At 53.0% G+C, this 23,139-nt stretch carries 18 protein-coding genes and 1 tRNA gene; 4 read left to right on the plus strand and 15 right to left on the minus strand.

Going from position 1 to position 23,139, the window contains the following annotated elements; all coding sequences use genetic code 11:
* The first annotated feature begins 271 nt into the window (after positions 1–271).
* The 3 genes from NW747_RS02170 (at position 272) to NW747_RS02180 (ending at position 3,279) form a co-directional block, all read left to right on the plus strand.
* The gene (locus NW747_RS02170) at positions 272–1,012 is read left to right on the plus strand and encodes a hypothetical protein (protein ID WP_273187822.1); all 741 of its coding nucleotides are present in this window, start codon (positions 272–274) and stop codon (positions 1,010–1,012) included.
* Positions 990–1,607 carry a 3'-5' exonuclease gene (locus tag NW747_RS02175; protein WP_273187823.1) on the plus strand — a complete coding sequence of 206 codons (618 nt, stop codon included), beginning with the start codon at positions 990–992 and terminating at the stop codon, positions 1,605–1,607. The genes NW747_RS02170 and NW747_RS02175 overlap by 23 nt, the downstream gene beginning before the upstream one ends.
* A gap of 463 nt (positions 1,608–2,070) precedes the next feature.
* Positions 2,071–3,279, plus strand: coding sequence for an ATP-binding protein (locus NW747_RS02180; RefSeq protein ID WP_273187824.1), 1,209 nt, complete (start codon positions 2,071–2,073; stop codon positions 3,277–3,279).
* 990 nt (positions 3,280–4,269) lie between these two features.
* Here the strand turns inward: NW747_RS02180 and NW747_RS02185 are convergent.
* Positions 4,270–5,514 (minus strand): porin, encoded by a 1,245-nt coding sequence (locus NW747_RS02185; RefSeq protein ID WP_273187825.1) that lies wholly within the window; start codon positions 5,512–5,514, stop codon positions 4,270–4,272.
* 525 nt (positions 5,515–6,039) lie between these two features.
* On the opposite strand from NW747_RS02185, the gene NW747_RS02190 reads away from it, so the two are divergent.
* Positions 6,040–6,489: a MerR family transcriptional regulator gene (locus tag NW747_RS02190; protein ID WP_273187826.1), complete on the plus strand. Its 450-nt coding sequence runs from the start codon at positions 6,040–6,042 to the stop codon at positions 6,487–6,489.
* Positions 6,490–7,137: 648 nt separating this feature from the next.
* On the opposite strand, the gene NW747_RS02195 is transcribed toward NW747_RS02190, so the two are convergent.
* The 14 genes from NW747_RS02195 to ppsA all read right to left on the minus strand — a co-directional run bounded on the left by NW747_RS02195 (position 7,138) and on the right by ppsA (position 22,690).
* Positions 7,138–8,196: a tetratricopeptide repeat protein gene (locus tag NW747_RS02195; RefSeq protein WP_273187827.1), complete on the minus strand. Its 1,059-nt coding sequence runs from the start codon at positions 8,194–8,196 to the stop codon at positions 7,138–7,140.
* A gap of 81 nt (positions 8,197–8,277) precedes the next feature.
* The gene (locus NW747_RS02200) at positions 8,278–9,144 is read right to left on the minus strand and encodes a 2-oxoacid:ferredoxin oxidoreductase subunit beta (RefSeq protein ID WP_008859793.1); all 867 of its coding nucleotides are present in this window, start codon (positions 9,142–9,144) and stop codon (positions 8,278–8,280) included.
* Positions 9,145–9,146: 2 nt separating this feature from the next.
* Positions 9,147–10,895, minus strand: coding sequence for a 2-oxoacid:acceptor oxidoreductase subunit alpha (locus tag NW747_RS02205; protein ID WP_273187828.1), 1,749 nt, complete (start codon positions 10,893–10,895; stop codon positions 9,147–9,149).
* Between the two features lie 216 nt (positions 10,896–11,111).
* On the minus strand, positions 11,112–11,618 hold the full coding sequence (locus NW747_RS02210; protein WP_273187829.1) for a pyridoxamine 5'-phosphate oxidase family protein: 507 nt from the start codon (positions 11,616–11,618) through the stop codon (positions 11,112–11,114).
* 51 nt (positions 11,619–11,669) lie between these two features.
* Entirely contained in the window at positions 11,670–13,022 is a 1,353-nt protein-coding gene (locus NW747_RS02215) for an MATE family efflux transporter (protein WP_273187830.1), read from the minus strand.
* A 156-nt stretch (positions 13,023–13,178) separates the two neighbouring features.
* A complete protein-coding gene (locus NW747_RS02220; protein WP_273187831.1) occupies positions 13,179–13,610 on the minus strand; it encodes a carboxymuconolactone decarboxylase family protein in 432 nt (143 codons plus the stop codon).
* Entirely contained in the window at positions 13,607–14,032 is a 426-nt protein-coding gene (locus tag NW747_RS02225; protein ID WP_273187832.1) for a cupin domain-containing protein, read from the minus strand. The genes NW747_RS02220 and NW747_RS02225 overlap by 4 nt, the downstream gene beginning before the upstream one ends.
* Before the next feature lie 19 nt (positions 14,033–14,051).
* Positions 14,052–14,642: a flavodoxin gene (locus NW747_RS02230; protein WP_273187833.1), complete on the minus strand. Its 591-nt coding sequence runs from the start codon at positions 14,640–14,642 to the stop codon at positions 14,052–14,054.
* A gap of 565 nt (positions 14,643–15,207) precedes the next feature.
* A complete protein-coding gene (locus tag NW747_RS02235; protein ID WP_273187834.1) occupies positions 15,208–16,965 on the minus strand; it encodes a sensor domain-containing diguanylate cyclase in 1,758 nt (585 codons plus the stop codon).
* Between the two features lie 176 nt (positions 16,966–17,141).
* Positions 17,142–17,435 (minus strand): hypothetical protein, encoded by a 294-nt coding sequence (locus NW747_RS02240; RefSeq protein WP_273097040.1) that lies wholly within the window; start codon positions 17,433–17,435, stop codon positions 17,142–17,144.
* A 187-nt stretch (positions 17,436–17,622) separates the two neighbouring features.
* Positions 17,623–17,696: transfer RNA gene (locus NW747_RS02245), tRNA-Gly, on the minus strand.
* Between the two features lie 1,015 nt (positions 17,697–18,711).
* A complete protein-coding gene (locus NW747_RS02250; protein WP_008859782.1) occupies positions 18,712–19,539 on the minus strand; it encodes a pyruvate, water dikinase regulatory protein in 828 nt (275 codons plus the stop codon).
* 13 nt (positions 19,540–19,552) lie between these two features.
* The gene (locus NW747_RS02255; RefSeq protein WP_008859781.1) at positions 19,553–20,185 is read right to left on the minus strand and encodes a helix-turn-helix transcriptional regulator; all 633 of its coding nucleotides are present in this window, start codon (positions 20,183–20,185) and stop codon (positions 19,553–19,555) included.
* A gap of 102 nt (positions 20,186–20,287) precedes the next feature.
* Complete coding sequence (gene ppsA / locus NW747_RS02260) at positions 20,288–22,690, minus strand: phosphoenolpyruvate synthase (protein WP_198004148.1); 2,403 nt, start codon at positions 22,688–22,690, stop codon at positions 20,288–20,290.
* Positions 22,691–23,139 lie beyond the last annotated feature (449 nt).

Raw genomic sequence — 23,139 nt, forward strand, 5'->3', positions numbered from 1 at the left:
AAATCAGCGGCATTCCTCCCCCTCTACTGCCCATTTATTATTATACATATATATGGGCGCTATCCGCTGTCCGCCGGGCATCGTCATTCTGAGCGCAGCGAAGAATCTCGGTGCCTGCCGATAATGTCTCAAAGGCTGGTAAATACCGGTCGGCGGAAAGAAGATAGAAGACAGACGGTAACCCACCAGCCCACTAGCTCACCAGCTCACCAGCTCACCAGCTCACTATCATATGATATAATAAATTTGTATGAAACGGAGGTTTTACAGCATGAAAGTAATTTACGATGACCATTTATTTGATACCATTCCCGGCCTGTGCGTAGGCATCCTGGCCGTCCGGGCCCTGGACAACCGGGGCGTGAACCTGGAAGCGGAAGCCTTCCGGCGCCGCTGCTGCACGGAAGCCAACCTGCTCCTCAAAATGAACCCATCCATGGCAGAAAAAGAGCTGCAGCGCTACCAGGACGCCCTCACCCATCTGGGCATCACCGGCCGCAGCACCGCCCTGGACACCCTTTTCCGGGAATACAAAAAAGAACTGGGTCTGGAAGAAGCAGAGGAAGCCAAAGCCGATGACCACTACGAAATTCTGTCCCAGCCCAAAGCGGCCAGCCTGGACGAGCTGGCAGGCTCCGACGTCCTTCCCCGCATGAATCCGGTGATGGACATGGTGCGGGGCGGCATGCTGAAGTTCCATGTAGACATCCACGCCTTCGACATGGGCGACCGGAAGACCCCTCTCCTGGTGCACCAGCAGGAAGGAGAATGGGTGGTTTCCCTTGGCGGCCAGACAGCCCTTCACCACTGGTACTGCGAGGACGGCACTGCCGCACAGGTAGGAGAAAACACGGAAAATATCCTCATCCTCATCACCGGATTCGCGCCGAACCGCAATAAAGTGGCCGCAGCCAGGAACGAACTGGCCCGCCGCATGAAATCAGCCTTCGACCGCTCTGTGGAAGTAGGCTGGCTGGAAGCAGGTACCCATGAATTCACCGCTTCCATCTGAAAACAAACCGCTCAAATACGCAGCCCTGGACTTTGAAACCGCTTACTGGGGCCCTGCCAATGCCTGCTCTTTGGGCATCGTAGTGAGCAACGGAAAAGAAGTCATAGACGAATGGTACCACCTCATCCGTCCCATGACCTTGAAATTTGACGCAGGCTGCATGAAAGTGAACGGCATCCATCCCGAAGACGTGGCAGAAGAAGAACCATTCCCCTTCTTCTGGGATGAAATCGCCAAACGGCTGGAAGGCACCATCGTCTTTGCCCACAACGCCCGCTTCGATATGGGGGTCCTGGCTTCGGCCCTGGACTTCTACCACCTGCCGGACATCCACTTCCGCTACGGCGACACAGTGGTACTGTCCCGGAAGCTGTGGAAGGACATGGAAAACCACAAGCTGAACACGGTGGCAGAAAACCTGGGCTTTTCCTTCAACCACCACCAGGCCTTGGACGATGCCAGGGCCTGCGAATACATCGTCCGGAAAGCACTGGAAGAAACAGGCCTTCCCTCTGTGGAAGCCCTCATGAAAGAAACAGGGCAGAACCTGAAACGGTTCGCCGTGAAACGGGGAGAAAGGAAACTGGATACATAAGGGGACGCTCCGCGCCCTCCGGGTTCAGAGGGTTCTCTACATTTATTGTCCCCCCCGCTTTAGCGGGGGAAGGTGGTGCCGTCAGGCACCAAAGGGGGAAAGCGCTGAGAGAGCTTGCAGCATTTATGTCTCATCTCTCCATGTACCAACCCCTTCCACCACTATCGTGATCCCCCCATCCGCCACGATGGAAAGCATCTCACTTGGTTTCAGGTGCTACCGCTCCCCTACGAGCCAAGTTCACTTGCCACCTGCAAGTAGGGGAAGACAAGTTGAAGGCACATAGTCGTCCCTCTTCCCTTAGATGGGGACGCAATGGTTCATTCCTCCCCCCTAATTTCCACTTCCATATCCTGAAAAATCCTATATTTTCCAAAAATTCCGATTACTAATCGGAATTTTTTTTGATTTTCTGGAAAATTCCCTGTATACTGGGAGAAAAAGTACTATAAAGGAGGTTCCTATGATTCCACGTCCATTTTACCTGCAGAGGATGATTCAAGCGCAGGGCTGCGATTTCATCAAAATCATCACCGGCATACGGCGCTCCGGAAAATCTACTCTGCTCCGCATGTTTAAAGACCATCTGCTGGCCAGTCATGTGCCTGCTGACCACATCATCGAAATCAGCTATGAGAAGATCGACAGTCTTCCTCTGGAGGACAGCGGCACTCTCCAGCGGTATGTCAAAGAACGGGTCACGGGCCAGGGGCCTTACTATCTCCTCATGGATGAAGTACAGGAACTGCCTGCCTGGGCAAAAACGGTGAATGAGCTTCGGGCCTCCCTGCCTTTGGACATTTACGTCACCGGCTCCAACTCCCGCCTTTTTTCCGGCGAATATGTGACCTATATCACCGGCCGATATATAGAAATCAAAGTGTATCCCTTAAGCTTTTCCGAATTCATGTCATTTAAAGGCTATCCACCGCAGCAGAGGGACCGGGCGTTCAACGAGTACCTCCGCATCGGTTCCTTTCCTGCTGCCGCCCTTTCCAACAATGAAGAAATCATCGAAAGCATTAACAGCGGCCTCTTTGATTCCATTTTTGCCAGAGACATCATCCTCCGGGGTAAAATACGAAACGAAGGGGTTTTCCTGAAAGTCGCCAAATTCGTCATGGAAAACATAGGAAATCCCCTTTCCGCCAACTCCATCGCCCGAACCCTGAAGTCCCAGGGTTCCTCCGTTTCTCCCGATACCATTGACAGCTACCTCCAGCAAATGGTGAATGCTTTCGTGCTCTATCAATGTGAACGCTATGACATCCGCGGAAAACAGAGACTCACCACCAATGGAAAATACTATGTGGCCGACATGGGCCTTCGGAACCGGCTTATCGGATACCGCACCGGCAACCTGGGCCACATCATAGAAAACATTGTTTTTCTTGAACTGAAACGAAGAGGCTGGGAAGTATCCACAGGCCGGATCGACGCATTGGAAATCGATTTCATCATCACCAAAACCCTGCAGAAGAAATATATCCAGGTATCCCTCAGCGCCCTGGATGAAAAGGTACTGTCCAGAGAAATCGCACCGCTCCTGAAAGTGGATGACAACTATCCCAAGTACCTCATTACCATGGACACCATGGATCTCTCACAGCAGGGTATCATACACAGGAACCTTCTGGATTTTCTGCTGTCCGAAGAATCAGAAACGGATTAGCAGGATTTCGGAGCCACTGCGTGGCAGGGTACAGAAAGGAAGGTTGACGGGCCTGAAGGGCCCGAAGGTTCTTAAGGGGCTTAAGTTTGACGCGCCTCTGGCGCGAGGGTTGTGGTATCGCCCTCTTGGGCGATGAGTATAAAGTCAGCGTTACGTGCTTCGCCTTTCTTTCATAAGGTTCAAAGGGTTCAGAGGGGGCGCGGCTAACGCCCTCCGTCATTTCGACGAAAGCGTTGCGGAGTGGAGAAATCTCCTTTCTCTGATGGTACGGGCAGCATTACGGGGGGAGATCTCTCGACTCAGAGTATCATCGGATTGATCCCCGTCTGTCTCCCATACCGGCACGTACCTCCGCTCGAGATGACGATGCTGGCGAGCGCCCCTCCCGTCATTTCGACCGAAGCGAAGCGGAGTGGAGAAATCTCCTTCCTCTGATGGTACGGGCGGCATTACGGCAGGAGATCTCTCGGCTCAGAGTATCATCGGAGCGGTTCCCGTCTGTCTCCCATACCGGCACGCGGCCCCGCTCGAGATGACGATGTTGGCGAGCGCCCCTCCCGTCATTTCGATCGAAGCGTTGCGGAGTGGAGAAATCTCCCCCTTTTGATGGTACGAGCAGCATTACAGCGGGAGATCTCTCGGCTCAGAGTATCATGGGAGCGTTTTCCATCTGCCCCATACCGACATGCATCTCCGCTCGAGATGACGATGTTGGCGAGCGCCCCTCTCGTCATTTCGACCGAAGCGGAGCGGAGTGGAGAAATCTCCTTTCTCCCATGGTACATGAAGCATGGAGGCAGGAAATCTCTCGGCTCAGAGTATCATCGGAGCGTTTTCCATCTGCCCCATACCGACACGCAGCCCCGCTCGAGATGACCATGGGGCGGTTCCTTACTGTCATGGAACCTAAATAAAGGCATAAAAAAAGAAGCTCTCTTTCGAGAGCTTCTTCTTTGTTTATGAAACTATATTCTCTTTTCTTTTCAGAAATTAGAATTTGTAGTTCAGGGAAACGGTCCAAGCGTCATTAGTCTTGTCGTCAGTTGCCTTTTCGGTATCTACATCGAATGCGTATTCAGCATGGAGCTGTACGTTCTTCTGGAGGGTTACGTTAGCAATAGCATTCCAGAATGTTACATTCTGTGCCTGGTAATTCTTATCAGTCAGATAGCCAAGAACGTCGGTCTGAAGGCCAGTACCACCGAAGTACAGACCTTTATCTACATCGTTGTATGCAACGGAGAGATCCCAGGTGCCCGGTTTCTTCCAGTTAGCTTTGCCATAGGAGAGGCCTGCATTCCAAGCAGTGTCATAATCAGAAGCGGTGGTTGTGTTCTTCCAGTATTCACCGAAAACATTGAACTGCTGAACCGGAATAGTCAGATTTACTCCATAGAGTTCATCTTTCAGCTTATTATTGTTGTTTTCGAACTTAATATAGTCAGCGCCCAGTTTTGCGAAGCCGAAGTTATAGCCAGCTTTTGCAAACAGTGCATCAGAGTTATTGAAGTCTTCAACAGCGTCAACAGTGGAATTGAACTGACCGAAGCCTACGGTTGCATTGAATTTTCCATTGTTGTAAGCAGCCTGTGCTCCATCATAACCGCTGTAGTCACCATAGAGCCAGCCGCCCTGATTGCCGAACAGCACACCCTGACGACCAAGAGTAACTGCTACGTCCTTACCAAAGTTATGATTTACAAACAGACGAGTTGCTTTGGTCTGGTTGGTGTCATTGCCTTTGAACTTCATGGTGCTGTCCAGTGTTGCAAAAGCATAGGTGCTGTCATTAACCTGGCCCTTTGCATGGATTCTGAAACGGCCATCCCAGTTGTCAGAATCACGAGCTTTATCCTGGTAACGCATACGAGCATCGCCGGACCAGTAAATGTTGCCCACTTTCTTTTCCAGGTTGGAAACGCGAACGCCCAGGTTTGCCAGTTCGTCAGCGTATTCGCCAGCCAGTTTGTCAAGGGTTGCACGCTGTTCAGCGTTCAGCTGGTCTTCTTTTGCCATGAGGCGGGCAATGATCTGAGCCAGTTCATAACGGGTAATGTTTCTTTCACCTTTGAAGGTGCCATCCGGATAGCCTTCTACAACGCCCTGGTCGGAGAGGTCGGATACAGCCTGGTAAGCCCAGTCATCAGTGGAAACATCGGAGAATGGATTTGCTGCGAAAGCGGAAACGCCAGCAGTCAGTGCAGCAGCAGCTGCGATTGCGAGAATCTTTTTCATAGTTCTTCGCTCCTTTGAAATAAACAATAGAGAAAACCGAGCCCTTTTGTTGTTCAGGAGTTCAGATGAAAAGCGTCTGCGCGAGTGACCGTGTTTCCTCTGCCTGCTTTTTTCTCTTACTATCCTTCCACCATGGAAGAGGGGCCGCTCTTCCGTGGCTGTATCTACGGTACCATTTCTGAAAAAATGCCGCAATAACCGGACTCCGCTCTGAGGTATGCCTTTATGTACCTCACTCTAGGTATCCGTTTTTCCCCTGTTTTTCCGTATTTCCTGCTGGATATAAAAAATGGCTCTCGGTCAATATAAAAAAATTTTATCTCATTCTGCTGAGTCCGCAGCTAAAGTGCTACACTTTTATACGAAAATTTCATAAATAATATATACGTCTACCCCCCCCGATGTACTATTGACAAGTTCTAAGCTCTATGGGCTATACTTAGGTCACTGTTGGAGGAGGGGACTGCGTCATGCGGTATCTCTGCCACAGTTTTTTTGTAAGAAAATGATGATCGAGGTAATCTTATGGCAGAGCGTTTATATACTATGAAGGACGTGGTGGACATCACCGGCATTCCGGCCACCACGCTCCGCTTTTATGACAAGAAGGGACTGCTGCAGTTTGTAAGAAGGAGCGTAGGCGGCGTCCGTATCTTCACAGACCGGGACATCGCCCTGCTCCGGCTCATCCAGTTCTTCCGGAATGTGGATATGTCCATTCAGGAAATCAGCCATTTCCTCTCCCTCTACCTCCAGGGTCCGGCCACCCGCCCGCAGCGGGAGGCGCTCCTTCGGAGCCACGTGGAACAGCTGAAGGCCGATGTGAAGGATAAGGAGGACAAGCTGGCGGCGGCCTCCTACATGGATACCCTTCTTTCTGAAAAAGGAACGTATCTGGACCAGGGCGACCTGCCGGCCATACTGCGGAAGAAAGATATCCCCCAGGATATGGTGAAGTTCTTCGACAGGAAGTAATGGGGCCCCTTTGGCGGGCCCGATGCAGATGACCATGGCAGCGGGCACCAGTGGACACACCTTCGGTGTGAGGGTTCAGAGGGTTCATAAGGTTCAGAGGGTTCAAAGGGTTGTAGTGGCGCCCTTCGGTGCACAGCGAACACATTTTGAAGGAGCGCTAGCGACGCGCAAAATGTAGTGAGTCGTTTCCCCTTTAGGGGGCGCAGATTATAAAAACGCTGCCCCCACCTCCGTCATTTCGACGAAAGCCGGTCAGCCGCCAATAGGAAAGCCTCTTATTGTGCAGGCTAGAGGCCAACTTCGGCTGACTTGGAGACTCTATGCAGAGTCTCCACAGAGTGGAGAAATCTCACTTCCCAATGGTACATGAAGCATTGAGGCAGGAGATCTCTCGGCTCAGAGTATCATCGGAGCGATTCTCGTCTGCCCCTATACCGGCACGCAGCCCCGCTCGAGATGACGGTGACGGCGGGCCGCATAGTGGCAGGAGATCTCCGGACTCAGAGCATCATCGGAGCGGTTCCTGTCTGCCCCCATGCCGGCGCGTCCCTCCGCTCGGGATGGCCATGAGGGGAGCTGCTTACTGTTATTGACCTGAATAAAGACATACAAAAAAGACCGGCTCTGGCCGGTCTTTTTTGTTCCTGTTTATCGGAGTTCGTAGTTGTAGTCTTCTTTGAGAATATGGATGGCACCCATGTCGCCTTTCATGGCGGCTTTGATGAGCCAGCTCATAGCGGCTTTTTCGTCTTTTTCTATGCCTTCCCCGTTGGCCAGGGCATAGCCGTAGTGGGCCATGGCGAAGGGGTCGCCTTTTTCTGCGGCTTTCTGATAGAGTTTCACCGCTTCCTCAATGTCCTCCTCTACGCCGATGCCTGCTTCGTAGCAGAGGCCCAGGGCGGCCCAGGCAGCAGGGATGCTGTTTCTGGCAGCCCGTTTGTAGCATTCGAAGGCTTTCGCGGCATGGTCTTTGGTGCCGCTGTGCGTGAAGGCAAGGCCCAGGCGGAGGAAGGCTTCTTTATCGCCCAGGGCTTCTGCCTCTTCTGCCATGTGCCAGGCTTTGGCGGGGTCCACGCTGCCGGCGGCGCCGGTAATGTATTCGCCGCAGGCTACGGAAAGAAAGCCCCGGAGGGTCATGTCTCCGTCAGGATTTCCTTCGTCCCGGCCTTTCCGTATCCACATTTCGGCAGCGGCCAGGTCTTTCTGGGTGCTGCTGCCCTGGGCATAGAACATGCCGGTCATGAGCATGGCGCTGGTATCGCCTCTTTCTGCTGCCAGAAGGTAGTAGCGGAAGGCTTTGTCCTGGTTGACTTTACCCATAATGCCTTCGTCGTAGATTTTGCCCAGAAGGGAGGCGGCTTCGGCGCTGCCTTCGTCGGAGCAGTGCTCCAGCATTCTCCTGGCCTTCCGGGGATTCGGTTTGTTGCCGTTAATGCCGCGGAGGTAGAGTTTGCCCAGCGCCAGGCCTGCTTCTTCGATGCCGTAGTCCACGCTGATTTTGTAGCAGTTTTCTGCTTTGCTTTCGTCTTTGTCCAGGCCGTCGCCTTTTTCCCATTGGCGGCCCAGGACGAAGATTTCATAGGCTGCTTCCCTGGCACCCATATTGGCTGCTTTCCTGAAGTATGTGACTGCCTCATCCATATCCCCCATATGAAGGCAGTCCTGCCCCATGGAGTAGTAATATTCCATCATTCGATCAGATGCCATAATAGTCCTGCTCCTTTTTGGCGGCCCAGCCGCCGTTGAAATGTCTCCAGAAAGGCTTGGCCCGGGGCCAGGCAATGGAGATTATCTGAATTCTTTGCAGAGGTCTTCGAAGAGTGCTTCGGAAGGCTTTTCTACGTGGTCGATGAGCCGTACGTCTTTGGAGGGAACGATGTCTCCGAAGGGGACGCCTTCTTTTTCTTCATAAATGACGCCGGTGACAAGGCTGTCTGTTTCCGCCAGAAGGTGGAAGGCTTCGGCTTTGCTGGAGGGGTCGTAGGTTTCACGGACATCGGAAATCTTTTTCAGGTGTTCGTTGTACCACTGGACGGTGTTCATATGGTTGAAGGTGACGCAGGGGGTGAAGATGTTCACATAGGAGAATCCTTTGTGGTCCACTGCTTTTTCGATGATGTCCACCAGGTTTCTGCCGTCAATGGCATAGGCCTGGGCCACGAAGGTGGCGCCGGCGGCAATGGCCATGGCCGGTACGGCCAGCGGGGTCAGGGGGTTTCCGTCCGGCGTGGTTTTGGTGACGAAGCCTTTGGAGGAAGCCGGTGAAGTCTGGCCTTTGGTGAGTCCGTAGACCTGGTTGTCGAAGACCAGGTAGGTAATGTCCATATTTCTCTTCATGGCATGCATGGCATGGCCGAGGCCGATGGCGTAGGAGTCGCCGTCGCCGGAGCATACGATGAGGTGGGTGTCTTTGTTGGCGCATTTGATGCCCTGGGCGAAGGGAAGGGCCCTGCCGTGGGTGGTGTGGGCGCCGTAGCAGTACTGGTAGCCGCCGATACGGGAGGAGCAGCCGATGCCGGAAATCAGGGTGATTTCTTCATTGGCCCAGCCTTTTTTAGCGCACACGGCGGAAATGGCATTCTGGATGCCGTAGTCGCCGCAGCCGGGGCACCAGTTTGGTACGATGGTATTTTTATAGTCTCTCGGTGAAGCCATAATCAGAAAACCTCCTTGGCTTTGTTCACAATGGTAGAAGTGGTAAAGGGTGTGCCGTCGTACTGGAGAAGGGACAGCAGTTTGTCATGACAGTCGAAGTGAATGGCAAAGAGTTCACGGAGCTGGGCTGTCAGGTCTTCTTCTACGATGAGAACTTTCTTTGCGCCTTCCACATAGGGACGGAGGGCTTCGGTGGGGAATGGAGAAAGAAGACGGAGCTGGAGGTGGTTCACTTTCTTTCCTTCTGCTTCCAGTTCTTCTACTGCTTCTTCCAGGGCTCCATTGGTGGAGGTAATGCCGATGAGGAGAAGGTCGGTGTCTGTGTCTTCATGGGTCACATAGAAGGGTTTCACTGCCTGGGGAACGGCTGCAAATTTCCGGTGCCGTTTTTCCATTTCCATGACGCGGTCGGCCTGGCCTTCAGCAGGCTTGCCGAATACGTTGTGTTCCAGGCCGGTGGAAAGGAACATGCCGTTCTTCACGCCAGGAATGGTTCTTGGGGAAATGCCGTCTTCGCTGTCTTCAAAGCGGTGGAAGTAGGCTTTCTTCTTTGTATCCAGTTCCGGCAGCCCTTCGGTGAGAAGTTTGCCGCGGTTGATCCCTACGCGGTTCAGGTCAAAGGCCGGTACGGACTGTTTGCACATGCCGAACTGCAGGTCCGAGAGTACGATGACAGGGGTCTGGAATTCTTCAGCCAGGTTGAAGGCTTCCTGGGTAATGTAGTAGCAGTCTTCAATGGAGGAAGCAGCCAGCACGATTTTTTCAGCATCGCCGTGGCCCGAGGCAATGGCATAGCGGATGTCGCTCTGTTCTACCTTGGTGGCCATGCCGGTGGATGGGCCGGCACGCATGACGTCGATGATGACTACCGGGATTTCTGCCATGGCTGCCATGGAAATGGATTCCGCCATGAGGGAGAGCCCGGGGCCGGAGGTGGCTGTGAAGGCACGGACACCGGCATAACCGGCACCCATGGCCATCATGCAGGAAGACAGTTCGTCTTCTGTCTGTACCACGGTGCCATGGATTTTATGAACCACTTTAATCATGTATTCCATGATTTCAGAAGCGGGGGTAATGGGGTAGGACGCCATGAAGCGGGATCCGGCAGAAATAGCGCCCAGCGCAGCAGCTTCGTTGCCCAGAAGGTAGAGCTGGTCTTTTTTCGGCGGAGTAGCTAGCTTGCCCAGTTCTACGCCGTGCATGGCAGCAATGGCGGTATCATAGCCTTCCTTGAAGATTTCCTTGTTCTTCGTAATGATGTCTTCGCCCTTCTTGGCAAAGCGGTCTGCAATGAAACCGTAGAAGGGGTTTTCCGGGAATCCCAGCACACCGGCGCTCATGCCCAGGGCTGCAATATTCTTCATCTGCAGGCTGCCGTACTTTTTGGCCAGTTCCGTAATAGGAAGAGCCAGCATGATGCGGCCGCTGTGAGCTTCAAATTTCGGATGGAAAGCATCGTCGGCAATGATGACGCCCCCTTCCGGCACTTCTTTGCCGTGGAGATCAATAGTCTCCTGGTCCAGGGCTACCAGACAGTCTACATGCTCGCCAATGGTAGCCACTTCCTTTGTGGCAATGCGAAGAGCAATGGTTGTATGACCGCCTTTAATACGGGATGCAAAAAGGCGCTGGCTGAAAAGGGAATATCCTTCCTGTGCCAGCACACGGCCCAGGATTTCGCCGCAGGACTCTACGCCCTGCCCCTGCTGGCCGCCCATTTTCCAAATAAAATCACGTTTCGTTTCCACTCCATCTGCCTCCTTGGTGATGAATCACGGGAAATGTTAAGAAATCTATATAGGTGAATCGCTTTTACACATACTCACACATTTTTATTATACCACTTAAGGTCCGGGAAATCTTGAAAAAAAATAAATGGTAATCGAGAGTGCAAAAAGAAGGGAAGGCGCCATAAAAAAGAGCGCCCTTTGAAGGGCGCTCTTTTTCTTTGCTCTATTCTCCCATCACTGTCTTTTCCCAGGGCAGTTCCGCTTGGCCTGGAATTCGTCGGCCTCCAGCCGGTACACTTCACAGCCCTTCAGCATACCGTCGGTGATGGTCCAGTCTTTTCCTGAAATCTGCTTCATGAAGGATGTGAGGATTTCTTTCTTTTCTTCCTTCCCTTGGATGATGGAAATATGGCCGCTGCCGATGATGCTCATGTAGGCATTGGTATAGAGGGCGGGATTTGTGTCATGGGGAATGACCTTTTCTCCCGTATCCATTTCAAAACCGGCGCGGCCGTCCTTTTCTATGAGTTCCCTTTTCAGTCCGGCCGTGGCGCCGTGGAAGAAGAGGGACAGTTTCCCTCCCTCATAGGTATAGGAATAATTCACCGGCACCACGTAAATCCGTCCTTCGTCATAAAGTCCCAGGTGCACAATGCCGCAGGCATCCAGAATGCGTCGTATCTCTCCTTCTTCTGTCACCAGTCTGTCTTTCCTTCGCATAGGTCGATGTTCCATTTCCATAGCAGTATCCTCCTTTTTATGTATTATACCCTATGAAGGCAGGGAGGGTCTCTATATTTCTATTTTCCTATCTTCTGCCATGTAGAGTTTCCTGTAGTAGAAGAGGACAGCTCCCATGCCCAGGTCCGTGAGCAGCCAGCTTACAGGGTAGACAGCCATGAGGGTATGGAAGCTGGGGCTCCACTGGAAGAAGGTGGCCACATAGAGAATGCGGGAGCCGCAGATGATGATGGTCACCATGATGGCAGGCCCCAGGGATTTCCCAAAGCCCCGGAGGAAGCCGGATACCATTTCGATGATAAGGTCCAGCACTTCGGCACCCAGAATATAGGCCAGCCGGATATAGCCCAAGTCAATGACGCCCCTGTCGGTGCTGAAAATGGAAAGGAGGGGCCTGCCCAGGAAAAGAATGAGGCCGCACACCGCCGCCATGGCGCAGAGGCCCTGGAGGAAGGTGATGCGAAAGATTTTCCGGCAGCGGGAGAGGAGCCCGGCGCCGTAGTTCTGGCCGGTGAAGGTGGTGCAGGCCTGTCCGAAGGCATTGATGACGTAGTAGGCAATGATTTCCAGATTGAAGGCTGCTGCCGAGGCGGCCATCACTTCTGTGCCCAGGCTGTTGATGGCAGACTGGATGACAATGTTGGAAAGGCTGAAAACGGCGCCCTGGACGCCGGCAGGCATGCCTACGGAGAGGATTTTCTTCAGCATGGACCAGTCGAAAGCCGCTTCCTTCAGGGACAGGTGGACAGAAAGGGAGGTATGGGACAGAAGGGCAAGGAGCATGAAACTGCTCAGAAGGGTGGAGCACACAGTGGACGCCGCTGCGCCGTCTGCATCCATGCCCATGCCCAGGACGAAGAACAGGCTGGATGCCACCTTCACCATGCCGGAAATGAAAAGGCACAGGAAGGGAGTCCTGGTGTCTCCCTGGCTCCTGAAAATGGCGGAGGTGAAGTTGTACATCAGTATACCCGGCAGGGCCAGGAATATAATGCGCAGGTAGCGGAGGGACAGGGGCCGCACTTCTTCCGGTACGGAAAGAAGGGCCATCAGGGGCGATGCGGCCATTTCCCCCACTGCCATCATGATAAGGCCGCCCATGAGGGAAGAAAGGATGGCGGTATGTACGGCCCTAGTCACGCCCTGCCGGTCCTTTCGGCCGGTAAGCTGGGAAATCACCACATTGGCGCCAAGGGAGATGCCGATGAAGAGAGTCACGATGATACCCACCACAGGCCCATTGCTCCCCACAGCGGCCATGGCGCTTTTTCCTACAAAGCGGCCCATAATGAGGATATCCGCTGCATTAAAAAGCTGCTGGCAGATGCCTGTCATAGCCAGCAGCAGCGCAAAGGACCAGGTTTTGTCTGCGATGGAGCCATGGAGCATATCCATTTTCTTCATTGTCCTTCCCCCTTTGCCATCATATACATAAGGCGCCGGCTCTTCGCCGACGCCTTTATTATATCATCACAATCACGGAACCATGAAGGAGTAAGAAACTGTCTCCTTTTTGCAAATCATGATTTGACGCCTGTCCCGGCGCCCGGGAATCATGGTTTATGGCACTTCATAGACTTCCTTCACCAGTCGAAAAGCGGCCCAGGCTTTGGGCCAGCCGGCGTAGAAGGCCACCTGGGTCAGGGTGTCCGCCATTTCTTTCAGGGTGACGCCATTGTTTTTGGCATTCTGGATGTGGTACTTGAGGGAAGAATCGGTGATGCCCTGGCTCACCAGGGATATGACCGTAATCAGGCAGCGCTGCTTCACAGACAGTGCATCCTGCTTGTTCCATACTTCTCCGAAGAGAATGTCATCATTGTAGCGGGCAAAGTCGGGAGCCGTCTGTCCCAGCACGTCCCTGCCTGCGGTCTGTACGATTTTCTTTGTCATAGGTTCTCCTTTCGTCGCTTCTGCAGAAACCTCCATGCCGGCCATGACCATGATGGCAGCAATGAAAGCAGAAAGTACCTTTTTCCTATTCCATTTCATAATTTCTCAAATCCTTTTTCGTCCACCGGCTCAAGCCATTCATTGGATACCCCTTCTCCATCCCTGGAAAGGGAAATGTGCTGGAAATGACAGCCCGGAGCGGCGCCGTGCCAGTGTTTAACTTCCGGCGGGATGGTCACCACGTCGCCGGGATGAAGTTCCCGGGGCGCCTGCCCTTCATACTGCAGGTACCCCTTCCCCGATACCACAATCAGCACCTGGCTGGTACCGTGATGGATGTGCCAGTGGGTGTGGGCGCCGTTTTCAAAGGTCACGTTGTACACGGGAATATCTTTGTCTTCAGACAGGCTGGCCAGCCAGCTTCTGCCGGTGAAAAAGCGGGCATACCCGTCGTTGGGGCTTCCTATTTCCATGACGGCGCCTTTTCCTTCCAGTGCTTTTCTGATTTCTTCCTTGTTCATGCGATGTGTCCTTTCTTATTTATTTCTTCAACGAATGAATCCACCTGAGCACATCATCGGTTTTCCCGCCGCCGGTGAAACATTCGCCGGGAAGCCAGGTACCCGTTTTGGCGGCCCGGGCAAGGTTTTCCCCACTGTCTCCCAGAGGACTGCTGTAGGAGGTGGCAAAGGGAATCACTGTTTTGCCTTCAAAGCTGTGATGTTCCGTGAAAGTATACACAATGGCCGGCGCCTCACCCCACCAAATGGGATATCCCAGATATACTACCCGGTAATCATCCCAGTTGGCTGCATCGCCCGTATATTCCGGACGGATGGAGCTGTCCTTATGCTCCATGGACACCCGGCTGCTGCTGTTATTGTAGTCCAGATCCGCTTCCGTATAAGGCACCTTCGGCGTAATGGCAAAGAGATCACTGCCTGTCTCTTTGGCAATGGTTTCCGCCGCCTGCTTCGTATGGCCGCTGGCGGAATAGTACACCACAATGGACTTTCCCTGGGGCACGGCCGTTCCTGATGAGCTGCCGCTCCCCTGAGAGGCGCCGCCGCAGGCGCTCATTGTCAGGGCCGCTGCTGCCACTGCCACTCCCATGACTGCTTTTTTCCACATAGTAAACCTCCTGTTTCAATTCACAACCCTTTTATTCCAGAGTAGTACTTTTACCCTTTCTCCTTATTATAGGAAAAGGCCTTCTTCCTATCCAATACCTTGTTTTTAAAGAAATTTATGCCCCAAAGGCATGGATGTGACGGGATGGGCAGGAAACTTCCGTGGTGTGCCATCATTTCGCAGCCCCATGGAATTTCTCCCACCAAAAAAAGACCGTGAAGACATGCAAATCATTTCTTCACAGCCCTTTGTCCATAACGATTTTCTGATGGCAAGATGCAGGTCCATTGGTCATCCCGAGCGGAGGAACCTGCCGGTATGGGGGAAAGATCCGGGCTCTCGAGACTCTGAGCCGAGAGAACTCCTGCCGCCATGCACCCTGTACCATGGGGGCGTGAGATTTCTCCTCTCCGCTCCGCTTCGGTCGAAATGACGAGGTGCGAGTCATCATTTTTATCATTGGAGGAGTAAAGTATCTCCGCTCCCGCCGTCGAAATGACGGGCGGAGTCGTATCTGTGTCATTCATGTATTTCTTCACAGCCCCATCAACCGCTTAGGAGCCCCCTATTTTTTCCCCGTGATTTTCAGCCGGTCCTGTCTGGCGTAAAGGTATACATAGTAGAGGTCTCCATAGAAAGGATTCCTGAACTTTCTGGCCGCATCATCCACTTCGATGATATGGCCTTTTTTCGTCACCATGCGGAAGGAAAGGAAGTCAATATGTCCCGGATTATCCGTCCTGGCGAGCTGGCGGTGGAATTCTTTTTTCATGGGATCTCTGTCATCTGGATGGACCACAGAGAAGAAGGTGCCGCCGGTGTATTTCGTGAAGTCTTCGTAGTCGTCACATTCCAGAAGGTCCACCATCACCTTGTTGGCAAAGAGGATTTCTCCTTTTTTCGTGGCCTTCATCACCAGAATGCCGCCGGGGAGATGGTCGGCCACATCGGTAAGGTTGAAGCTGAACTGGGACCGTTTGTCAGTAACCGTAATGGAGCTGTCAAACTGGCGCCAGCCGGCCTTGCCATTGAGCTTGGCGCCGTAAAGGGCATAGTCGGCGCGAATACAGAGATTACCGTAGGAATCGCCCTGTTCTGGATAGGCGGCGCAGCCCAGGGAGGCATAAAATTTCACTTCCCTCTTCCCGGCCATGAAGGTATGGGGAGTCTGGGTAAAATCATCCATGGCTCTGGTAACGGAGCTGAAGTCCTCGTAGGGGCGGAAAAGAATGAATTCATCGCCGCCATTTCGGGTGATGATGGATTCTTCGCCGAAGGTTTCCCTCATATCCCGGACCAGCGTTTTCAGGGCTTCGTCGCCTACGCTGTGTCCGTACACATCGTTCACCAGCTTGAAGTTATCGATATCCAGCGCCAGCACCATCGCTTTCTGGCCGGCATGGGCCTTCATATAGTCCGCCACCGCCTCGTCGCCGCCTTTGCGGTTAAACACGCCGGTCAAAGGATCCCTGCCGCCACTCCGCTTCAGGTCACCATTGGCCTTTTTCAGCGCCCCATTTTTCCTGAGAAGGAAGGCAATGAGGGTGGTCAGGGAAAAACCTGATATGGTGGCGAAGAAGAGAAGCAGCCAGTTAATGCTGCCTCCCTGGGGCCGCAGCACAATGGACCACAGATCTCCGGCAATGATTCTTTCCGCATGGGGATTCCCCTGTTCCGTCATGCCCCGCTCCTTCACCAGATGCGGAGTATCTTCCCAGCCATAGCGGTGATAGAGGCTGAAGTCCAGCTTCTGGGCGCCCAGATTGGAAATATTGGCAGTGCTCATGACCCGGCGCTGCTCTACGGCCAGTATAATATAGCCCCAGAAGGATTCGTTGCCATTCTCGTCATGACGGTACACAGGGCGCAGAAAGGCCATCATTTTATAGGGAAGTCCCAGGTCCAGAGAGTCCACCAGCACCAGCCGGTGTTCCGTGCGCGCCGTGTCCGCAGCCTTCTTCAGCGGGCCTTCCAGGAAGCGGGGAAAATCCATCTTTCTCGTATCTTCCGCCGTAAACACCACCGGTTCTCCCTTTTCCGGCAGAATCTGGATGCTTCGGATCATGGGATTCATGGCCATCACCATGGCTGGTTCCTGGGGATGGACCAGGTAGCCTGCCGGATCGGCCTCCAGCTTGGAAGCCATAATCTTGGTTACCACATCCCACCATTTCACCATGCCGTCTATGCCCTCCAGTCGATGGATGGCATAGGGCGTATAGACTTCCCCATCCTTCTGCTGGTGATTGATATAAAGAAAGCAGTCCAGGCCAAAGGTCAGCAAAAGGCCGGCCATCATAACGGGTAAGCTCAGTGATTTCACAATCCACCTGATTCTACACATCATCATACCGGCCTTTCATTAAAAACCAGAATACCTTCCTATTACGGTTCCATTATACACTTTTAAAAAAAGGGAAACAAGCCGCATAAACTGCGAAAAAATGCCGGACCTAAGTCCGGCATTTTCTCAGTCAGGGTTTTAAAATCACGGAAAAATCATTTACCAGCGTTCTTCAGGGCAATTCTCCAATCTCTGCCCTGCTGGTGCACGTCATTTACATCGGCTTTCTGCACAGCATCCTTATTGGATTCCACATCTGCCTTCTGCTGGGCCGAGAGGTGGATGTCCTGGTTCTGATCAGGCTGGCCTTTCTTTTCAGCGTTATAAAGGGCAATGCGCCAGTCTCTTCCCGGATCTCCGGCGGCAGTGCCGTCAGCGGCCTGTACGCCCATGGAAATGCAGGACAATGCGATTCCTGCAGCTGCGAGAGCCATGGTAATTTTTTTCATTTCTATCTACTCCTTTCCTGCAGCCAATCAATTGGCTGTTTACGATATTATATTACTTGAGATAATTATTGTAAATAGGATAACAATCTTTTCTGCATACACGTCTGTCCCGGTCAGGATGGCATCCTTTAGAACAAAAAAAGACTGTGAGGAAAGGATCTTCTTTCTTCACAGTTCTCTGATCTTCTGGAGCGGATGAAGGGAGTCGAACCCTCCTGTCCAGCTTGGGAAGCTGGCGTTCTACCGATGAACTACACCCGCATCAATTACTTTATCATGATATCATATCTGGGCCGCTTTTGCCAGTAGGTTTTGTGGACGCGCCTTCGGCGCGAGGGTTCAAAGGGTTCAAAAGGTTCAGAGGGTGGTGGTGGCGCCCTTCGGGCGCAGATTTTAAAAAAGGGGCGCGGCTTCGCCGCGGGTTGTGTAGAAGGGTTGCATCGCTTCGCTCAGGGGGCAACAGCGCCTACGGCGCTGAGGGGAGTGGATTGCCCTAACGGGCAATGAGTTTTATAAGCCGCCTGCGGCGGTCACGTCAGCATAGAGTATCTATTCTCTCCGCTTACCTCGTACACCCTTTCCCGCTACGCGGGACTTCCCCTCAAGGGGAAACGAGAGCGTTACGGGATTGGCTTTCTGTGTCATATGGCATGAAAAACAATTCTGCGGATTGGCTCGCTGCGCTCGCCTCCCCCTATCCGGCTTCGCCGGACTTCTCCACGGGAAAGCGTGTCACACGATTCTCAGGTCGCTTCGCTTCCTTACGAATCGTGTTCCCTTGCCACCCCTATTCAGGGGGCAGAACAACCTGTGCTTAAAGTAGAGTCAATTATCAAAAGATAGCGTCACGGAGCTTTATTGTTCCCCCTGCTGCAGGCGGTATAGGCATATATATGATGGCGCCGAAGGCGCCGTACTTCGCCAGCGCAGCGATACTATATAACTCCCGAGGGCGAGAGCCCTCAACCCGCCTGTAAGGCGAAGCCGATCACAGGCAGAACCCTGGCAGCCCAGGGCCAAAGGCCCGGCGGCTGGCTCAACCCTCACGCCCGTAAGGGCGTGTCAACCTTCGGGAATACTGGAAAGCACCGCGCCGAAAGGCGCCTGAACCCTCACGCCCCAAAAGGGCGTGTCCCTAAGAAGTCAGCGTTACGGATTTGGCTTTCTACGTCATATGGCATGATAAGCATTCTGGTGATTAGCCGCTGCCCCCTTTTCAGCAAAGCACGGGCGCAAAAAGGCTGCAGAGTTTTCTGTCTCTGCAGTCTTTTCCCTGTCAGTATTTATCGCCGTAGAGTTCTTTGTTTCTCTGGACGATGGCCATAATGCGGCTGGCCGTTTCTTCGATGGCCTTGTTGGATACGTCGATGACCATGCAGTGGAGCTGGCGCATGACTTCCTTGGCGTAGGAGAGTTCATCTTCTATGCGGGCAATGTCGGTGTAGTTGGCAGTGCCGGAGAAGCCCAGGGCTTTCATTCGTTCGCTCCGGATGGTATTGAGTTTGTAGGGGTCGATGATGAGGCCGATAATACGGTAAGGCGGAATGTGGAAGATTTCTTCTGGCAGCGGCACTTCCGGTACCAGGGGAAGGTTGGCTACTTTGTATTTCTTGTGGGCCATGTACATGGACAGCGGTGTCTTGGAGGTACGGGACACGCCGATCAAAACCACATCGGCCTTGGAGAAGCCGGCTGGGTTTTTGCCGTCGTCGTATTTTACCGCAAATTCGATGGCTTCCACTTTGCGGAAGTATTCTTCATCCAGTTTATGGATAATGCCCGGTTTCATTCTGGGCTTGGTGCTGGAAATGGATCCCACCATGTCCATCATGGGTCCCAGGATATCCACATACCGTACGTTTTTGGCTTCTGCCATTTTTTCAAAGGTCTGGCGGAGTTCCGGACTCACCAGGGTGTGGCAGACCACGGCATGATGCTGGGCTGCTTCTTCTATGACTTTCTGTATCTGTTCCGCATGGCGGATGAAGGGGACCCGCACAATGTCTATGTCTTCATCAAACTGGCTGATGGTGGCTTTGGCCACGCTTTCTGCCGTATCGCCCAGGGAATCAGAAACCACATAGACTTCCGGTATTTTATTCAAGGGCTTAGCCTCCTTATCTTCTGCCTTTTCCCAGTTCCAGGAAAAGGCGGGTAATATTGGTTTTGGAAATCCGGCCTTTCAGCTGGAATTTCCTTTCTCCCTCCACATCTCTGAAGGTGCCTACGGGCAGGCAGTCGATTTCATAATCGATGAGTTTCTGTGCAATGGAAACCATGTCTTCGTCGGGCTCTGCGTAAATCATTTTGGAGCGGGATGTCATGACCATGGAAATGGGCACTTTGGCCAGGTCTTCCCGGCCCATGGCCGATTTCAAAAGGTCCTTCCGGGATACCACGCCCAGTACATCGTCTTCTTTTCCTACGAAGAGGGTGCCTATGTCTTCGGTGAAAAGAAGGACAGCGGCATCGTAGGCATTGGAATCGGCATTCACCAGGACGGGGCGGGACATACAGGCTTCGGCGGTGCAGGAGCGGATTTCTGCGGCTGCAGGGTCCTCTCCGCCGCCAAGGTAGTAGTAGCCCAGACGGCGTCTGGCAGCAATCACTTCTCCCGAGAGAAGGACTGCCAGGTCGCCGCGAAGGGCGCTTCTGGTCACGTGAAGCCGTTCTGCAATCATTTCACCGGTGATGGGGCCGTTTTCCCGCACAATGCGGGTAATTTCTTTCTGGCGGCTGGTGAGCTGCATGTTGACTCCTTTCTTTTCGCTGTAGTAAGAAACCGGGGCTGCAGAGCAGCCCCGGCTTACAGAATATTCGTCATATTCGTCAGGCTGCGGAATCTGGCCTGATTACCAGTTGTAGTCTTCTACTTCTTTCAGACCTCTTCCGGTAGCAGCGTCCAGCATGAGTCTCTGTTCAATGCGGGCCACATTTCTCTTGGTGGCCTTCACCATATCCGGGTTGACGGACACGTAGTCGATGCCGCTCTTTACCAGGAATTCGGTGAAATCAGGATATACGGAAGGTGCCTGGCCGCAGATGGAAACGGTCTTGCCGTCTTTGTGGGCGGTGGCGATGAGGTGGCGGACAGCTCTCTTGATGGCCAGATTTCTTTCATCAAAGAGGGCGGACACGGTGTCGTTGTTTCTGTCGCAGCCCAGAATGAGCATGGTCAGGTCGTTGGAGCCGATGGAGTAGCCGTCGATATACTGGTTGAACTGGTCAGCCAGAATGATGTTGGACGGGATTTCAGCCATGAGGAAGAGTTTGAAGTCCGGACCTCTTTCCAGTCCTTCTTCTTTCATGATGGCAGTGACTTTGGCTGCTTCTGCTACGGTGCGGCAGAAGGGGATCATGCAGTTCAGGTTTTTCAGGCCGTATTCTTCACGGACTTTCTTGACAGCTTTCAGTTCAAGACGGAAAGCAGCGGTGTACTTGGGATCGTAGTAGCGGGATGCGCCTCTCCAACCCAGGAGGTCAGCCGGTTCTACCGGTTCGTATTTGTCGCCGCCTTTGAGGTTTCTGTATTCGCCGGACTTGAAGTCGGAGAAGCGGAGTACCACGGGCCGCGGAGCCAGGGCACGGCATACTTTGGAAATGCCTTCGGCCAGCATGTCGATGACTTTTTCCGGTTTGCCCTGTTCGATGAGGTAGAGCGGATGTTCATGGATGAAGGTGGTCCAGATGAATTCTTCACGCATAAGGCCGATGCCATCGCAGGGGAGGCTTGCGTATTTATCAGCCAGGTCCGGATCGCCCAGGTTCATCATGACGCCGGTGCCGGTGGGTGCGAAGTATTCAGCTGCCACAACGGTGGTGCCTGCTGCGCCGGCTGCCTGTTTCGGTTCGTCCTTCTTTACCAGGTCTTCTACAATGCCTTCATAGACTACGCCGTTCTGGGCATCAATGGTGATGTCCTGACCGGATTTCAGTACCTTGGTGGCTTCCACGCTGCGGCTCTTGGTGCCTACAACGCAGGGGATGCCCAGTTCACGGGAAACGATGGAAGCATGGCAGGTCATGCCGCCGGCATCGGTTACAATGGCAACAGCCTTCTTCATGGCCGGTACCCAGTCCGGGGAGGTCATGGTGGTAACAAGGACTTCGCCTTCCTGGAATTCATCAATATCTTTCGGATCTGTAATTACGTGGCATTTGCCTGCTGCCATTCCCGGGCTTGCAGGAAGACCTTTAACCAGTACCTTGTGATCAGTTGTCATTTTCACTTCTCCATTTCCAGCTTTCTTTTCTTTATTCTTCTTGGACCATACAGTTTCCGGACGGGCCTGGAGGATCCAGATGCGGTCCTGGTGGTCTACAGCCCATTCCATATCCATGTAGCAGCCATAGTGTTTTTCAATGGCTTTGGCATAGCTTGCCAGTTTCACTACCTGGTCATCGGTGAGAGCCTGGGATTTAGCCAGCTCTTCGGGCACCTTTCTTTCTTCTACATCGCCGCCGGGCTTACGCACCAGTTCGATGGACTTTTCATTCACAATGCGGGATTTGATGGTAAGGTCTGCTTTGTTGACGATGAAATTATCCGGTGTCACAGTGCCCTGGACCACGTATTCCCCAAGGCCCCAGGAGCCTTCGATCATGACGCAGGAATCGTCGCCGTTGGCAATATTCACGGTGAACATGACGCCGGCTACCTTGGAATCGGCCATCATCTGGACAGCAGCGGAAAGGGCTACATTTTCATGGTCGAAATGTTTCTTTGCGCGATAGTATACAGCACGGTCGGTAAAGGTAGATGCGTAGCATTCCTTCACCTTGCGGATTACCATGTCACGGCCGGTGACATTGAGGTAGGTATCCTGCTGGCCTGCAAAGGAAGCATCCGGCAGGTCTTCGGCAGTGGCAGAAGAGCGGACAGCCACATAGGGGTTTTCCTGGTCCACTTTTTTAGCCAGTTCTTCGTAAGCGTCGCCGATGGCTTTAGCCAGGTCTTCCGGCATTTCAGCGGAAACGATGCTTTCACGGATCTTGGTGCAGACTTCATGAAGTTCCACAGAATCTTCCACGTCTTTCAGATCCTGCAGCAGTTCATGGATCTTCTTGTTCTGTCCCGTGGTTTCCATGAAATAGCGGTATGCATGAGCTGTGGTAGCGTATCCGTAGGGAACGGGAACACCAGTGGAGGTGGTCAGTTCACCAAGGGAAGAAGACTTCCCGCCTACCAGTGCTACATCCTTTCTGTGCAGTTCATCAAACCATAAAACATAAGCATTTTCTCTTGCGTCCATCATAGCCCTCCTTAAGGTATGAAGATAAGAAATAAATAAGCTTGAATTTCTTGTACACTATTTCGCATCAGCAAATTTATAGTATACCTTTATACAACAAAAGTCAAGGTACTTTATGATACAAAGACAGCCTTTTTAGAAAAACAATGATATCCTTATGGGGCCACTGGGTGGCCCGGGTTCAGAGGGTGAAAGTGGGCGCCTGTGGCGCGGTCGGGACCGGGGGCGGTGCTTTCCAGTATTCCCGAAGGTTGACACGCCCTTACGGGCGTGAGGGTTGAGCCAGCCGCCGGGCCTTTCGGCCCTGGGCTGCCAGGGTTCTGCCTGTGATCGGCTTCGCCTTACAGGCGGTTTGAGGGCTCCGCCCTCGGGAGTTATATAGTATCGCTGCGCTGGCGAGGTACGGCGCCTTCGGCGCCATCATATATATGCCTATACCGCCTGCGGTAGGG

The sequence above is a fragment of the Dialister succinatiphilus genome (assembly GCF_928721695.1).
GTDB lineage: Bacteria > Bacillota > Negativicutes > Veillonellales > Dialisteraceae > Dialister > Dialister succinatiphilus.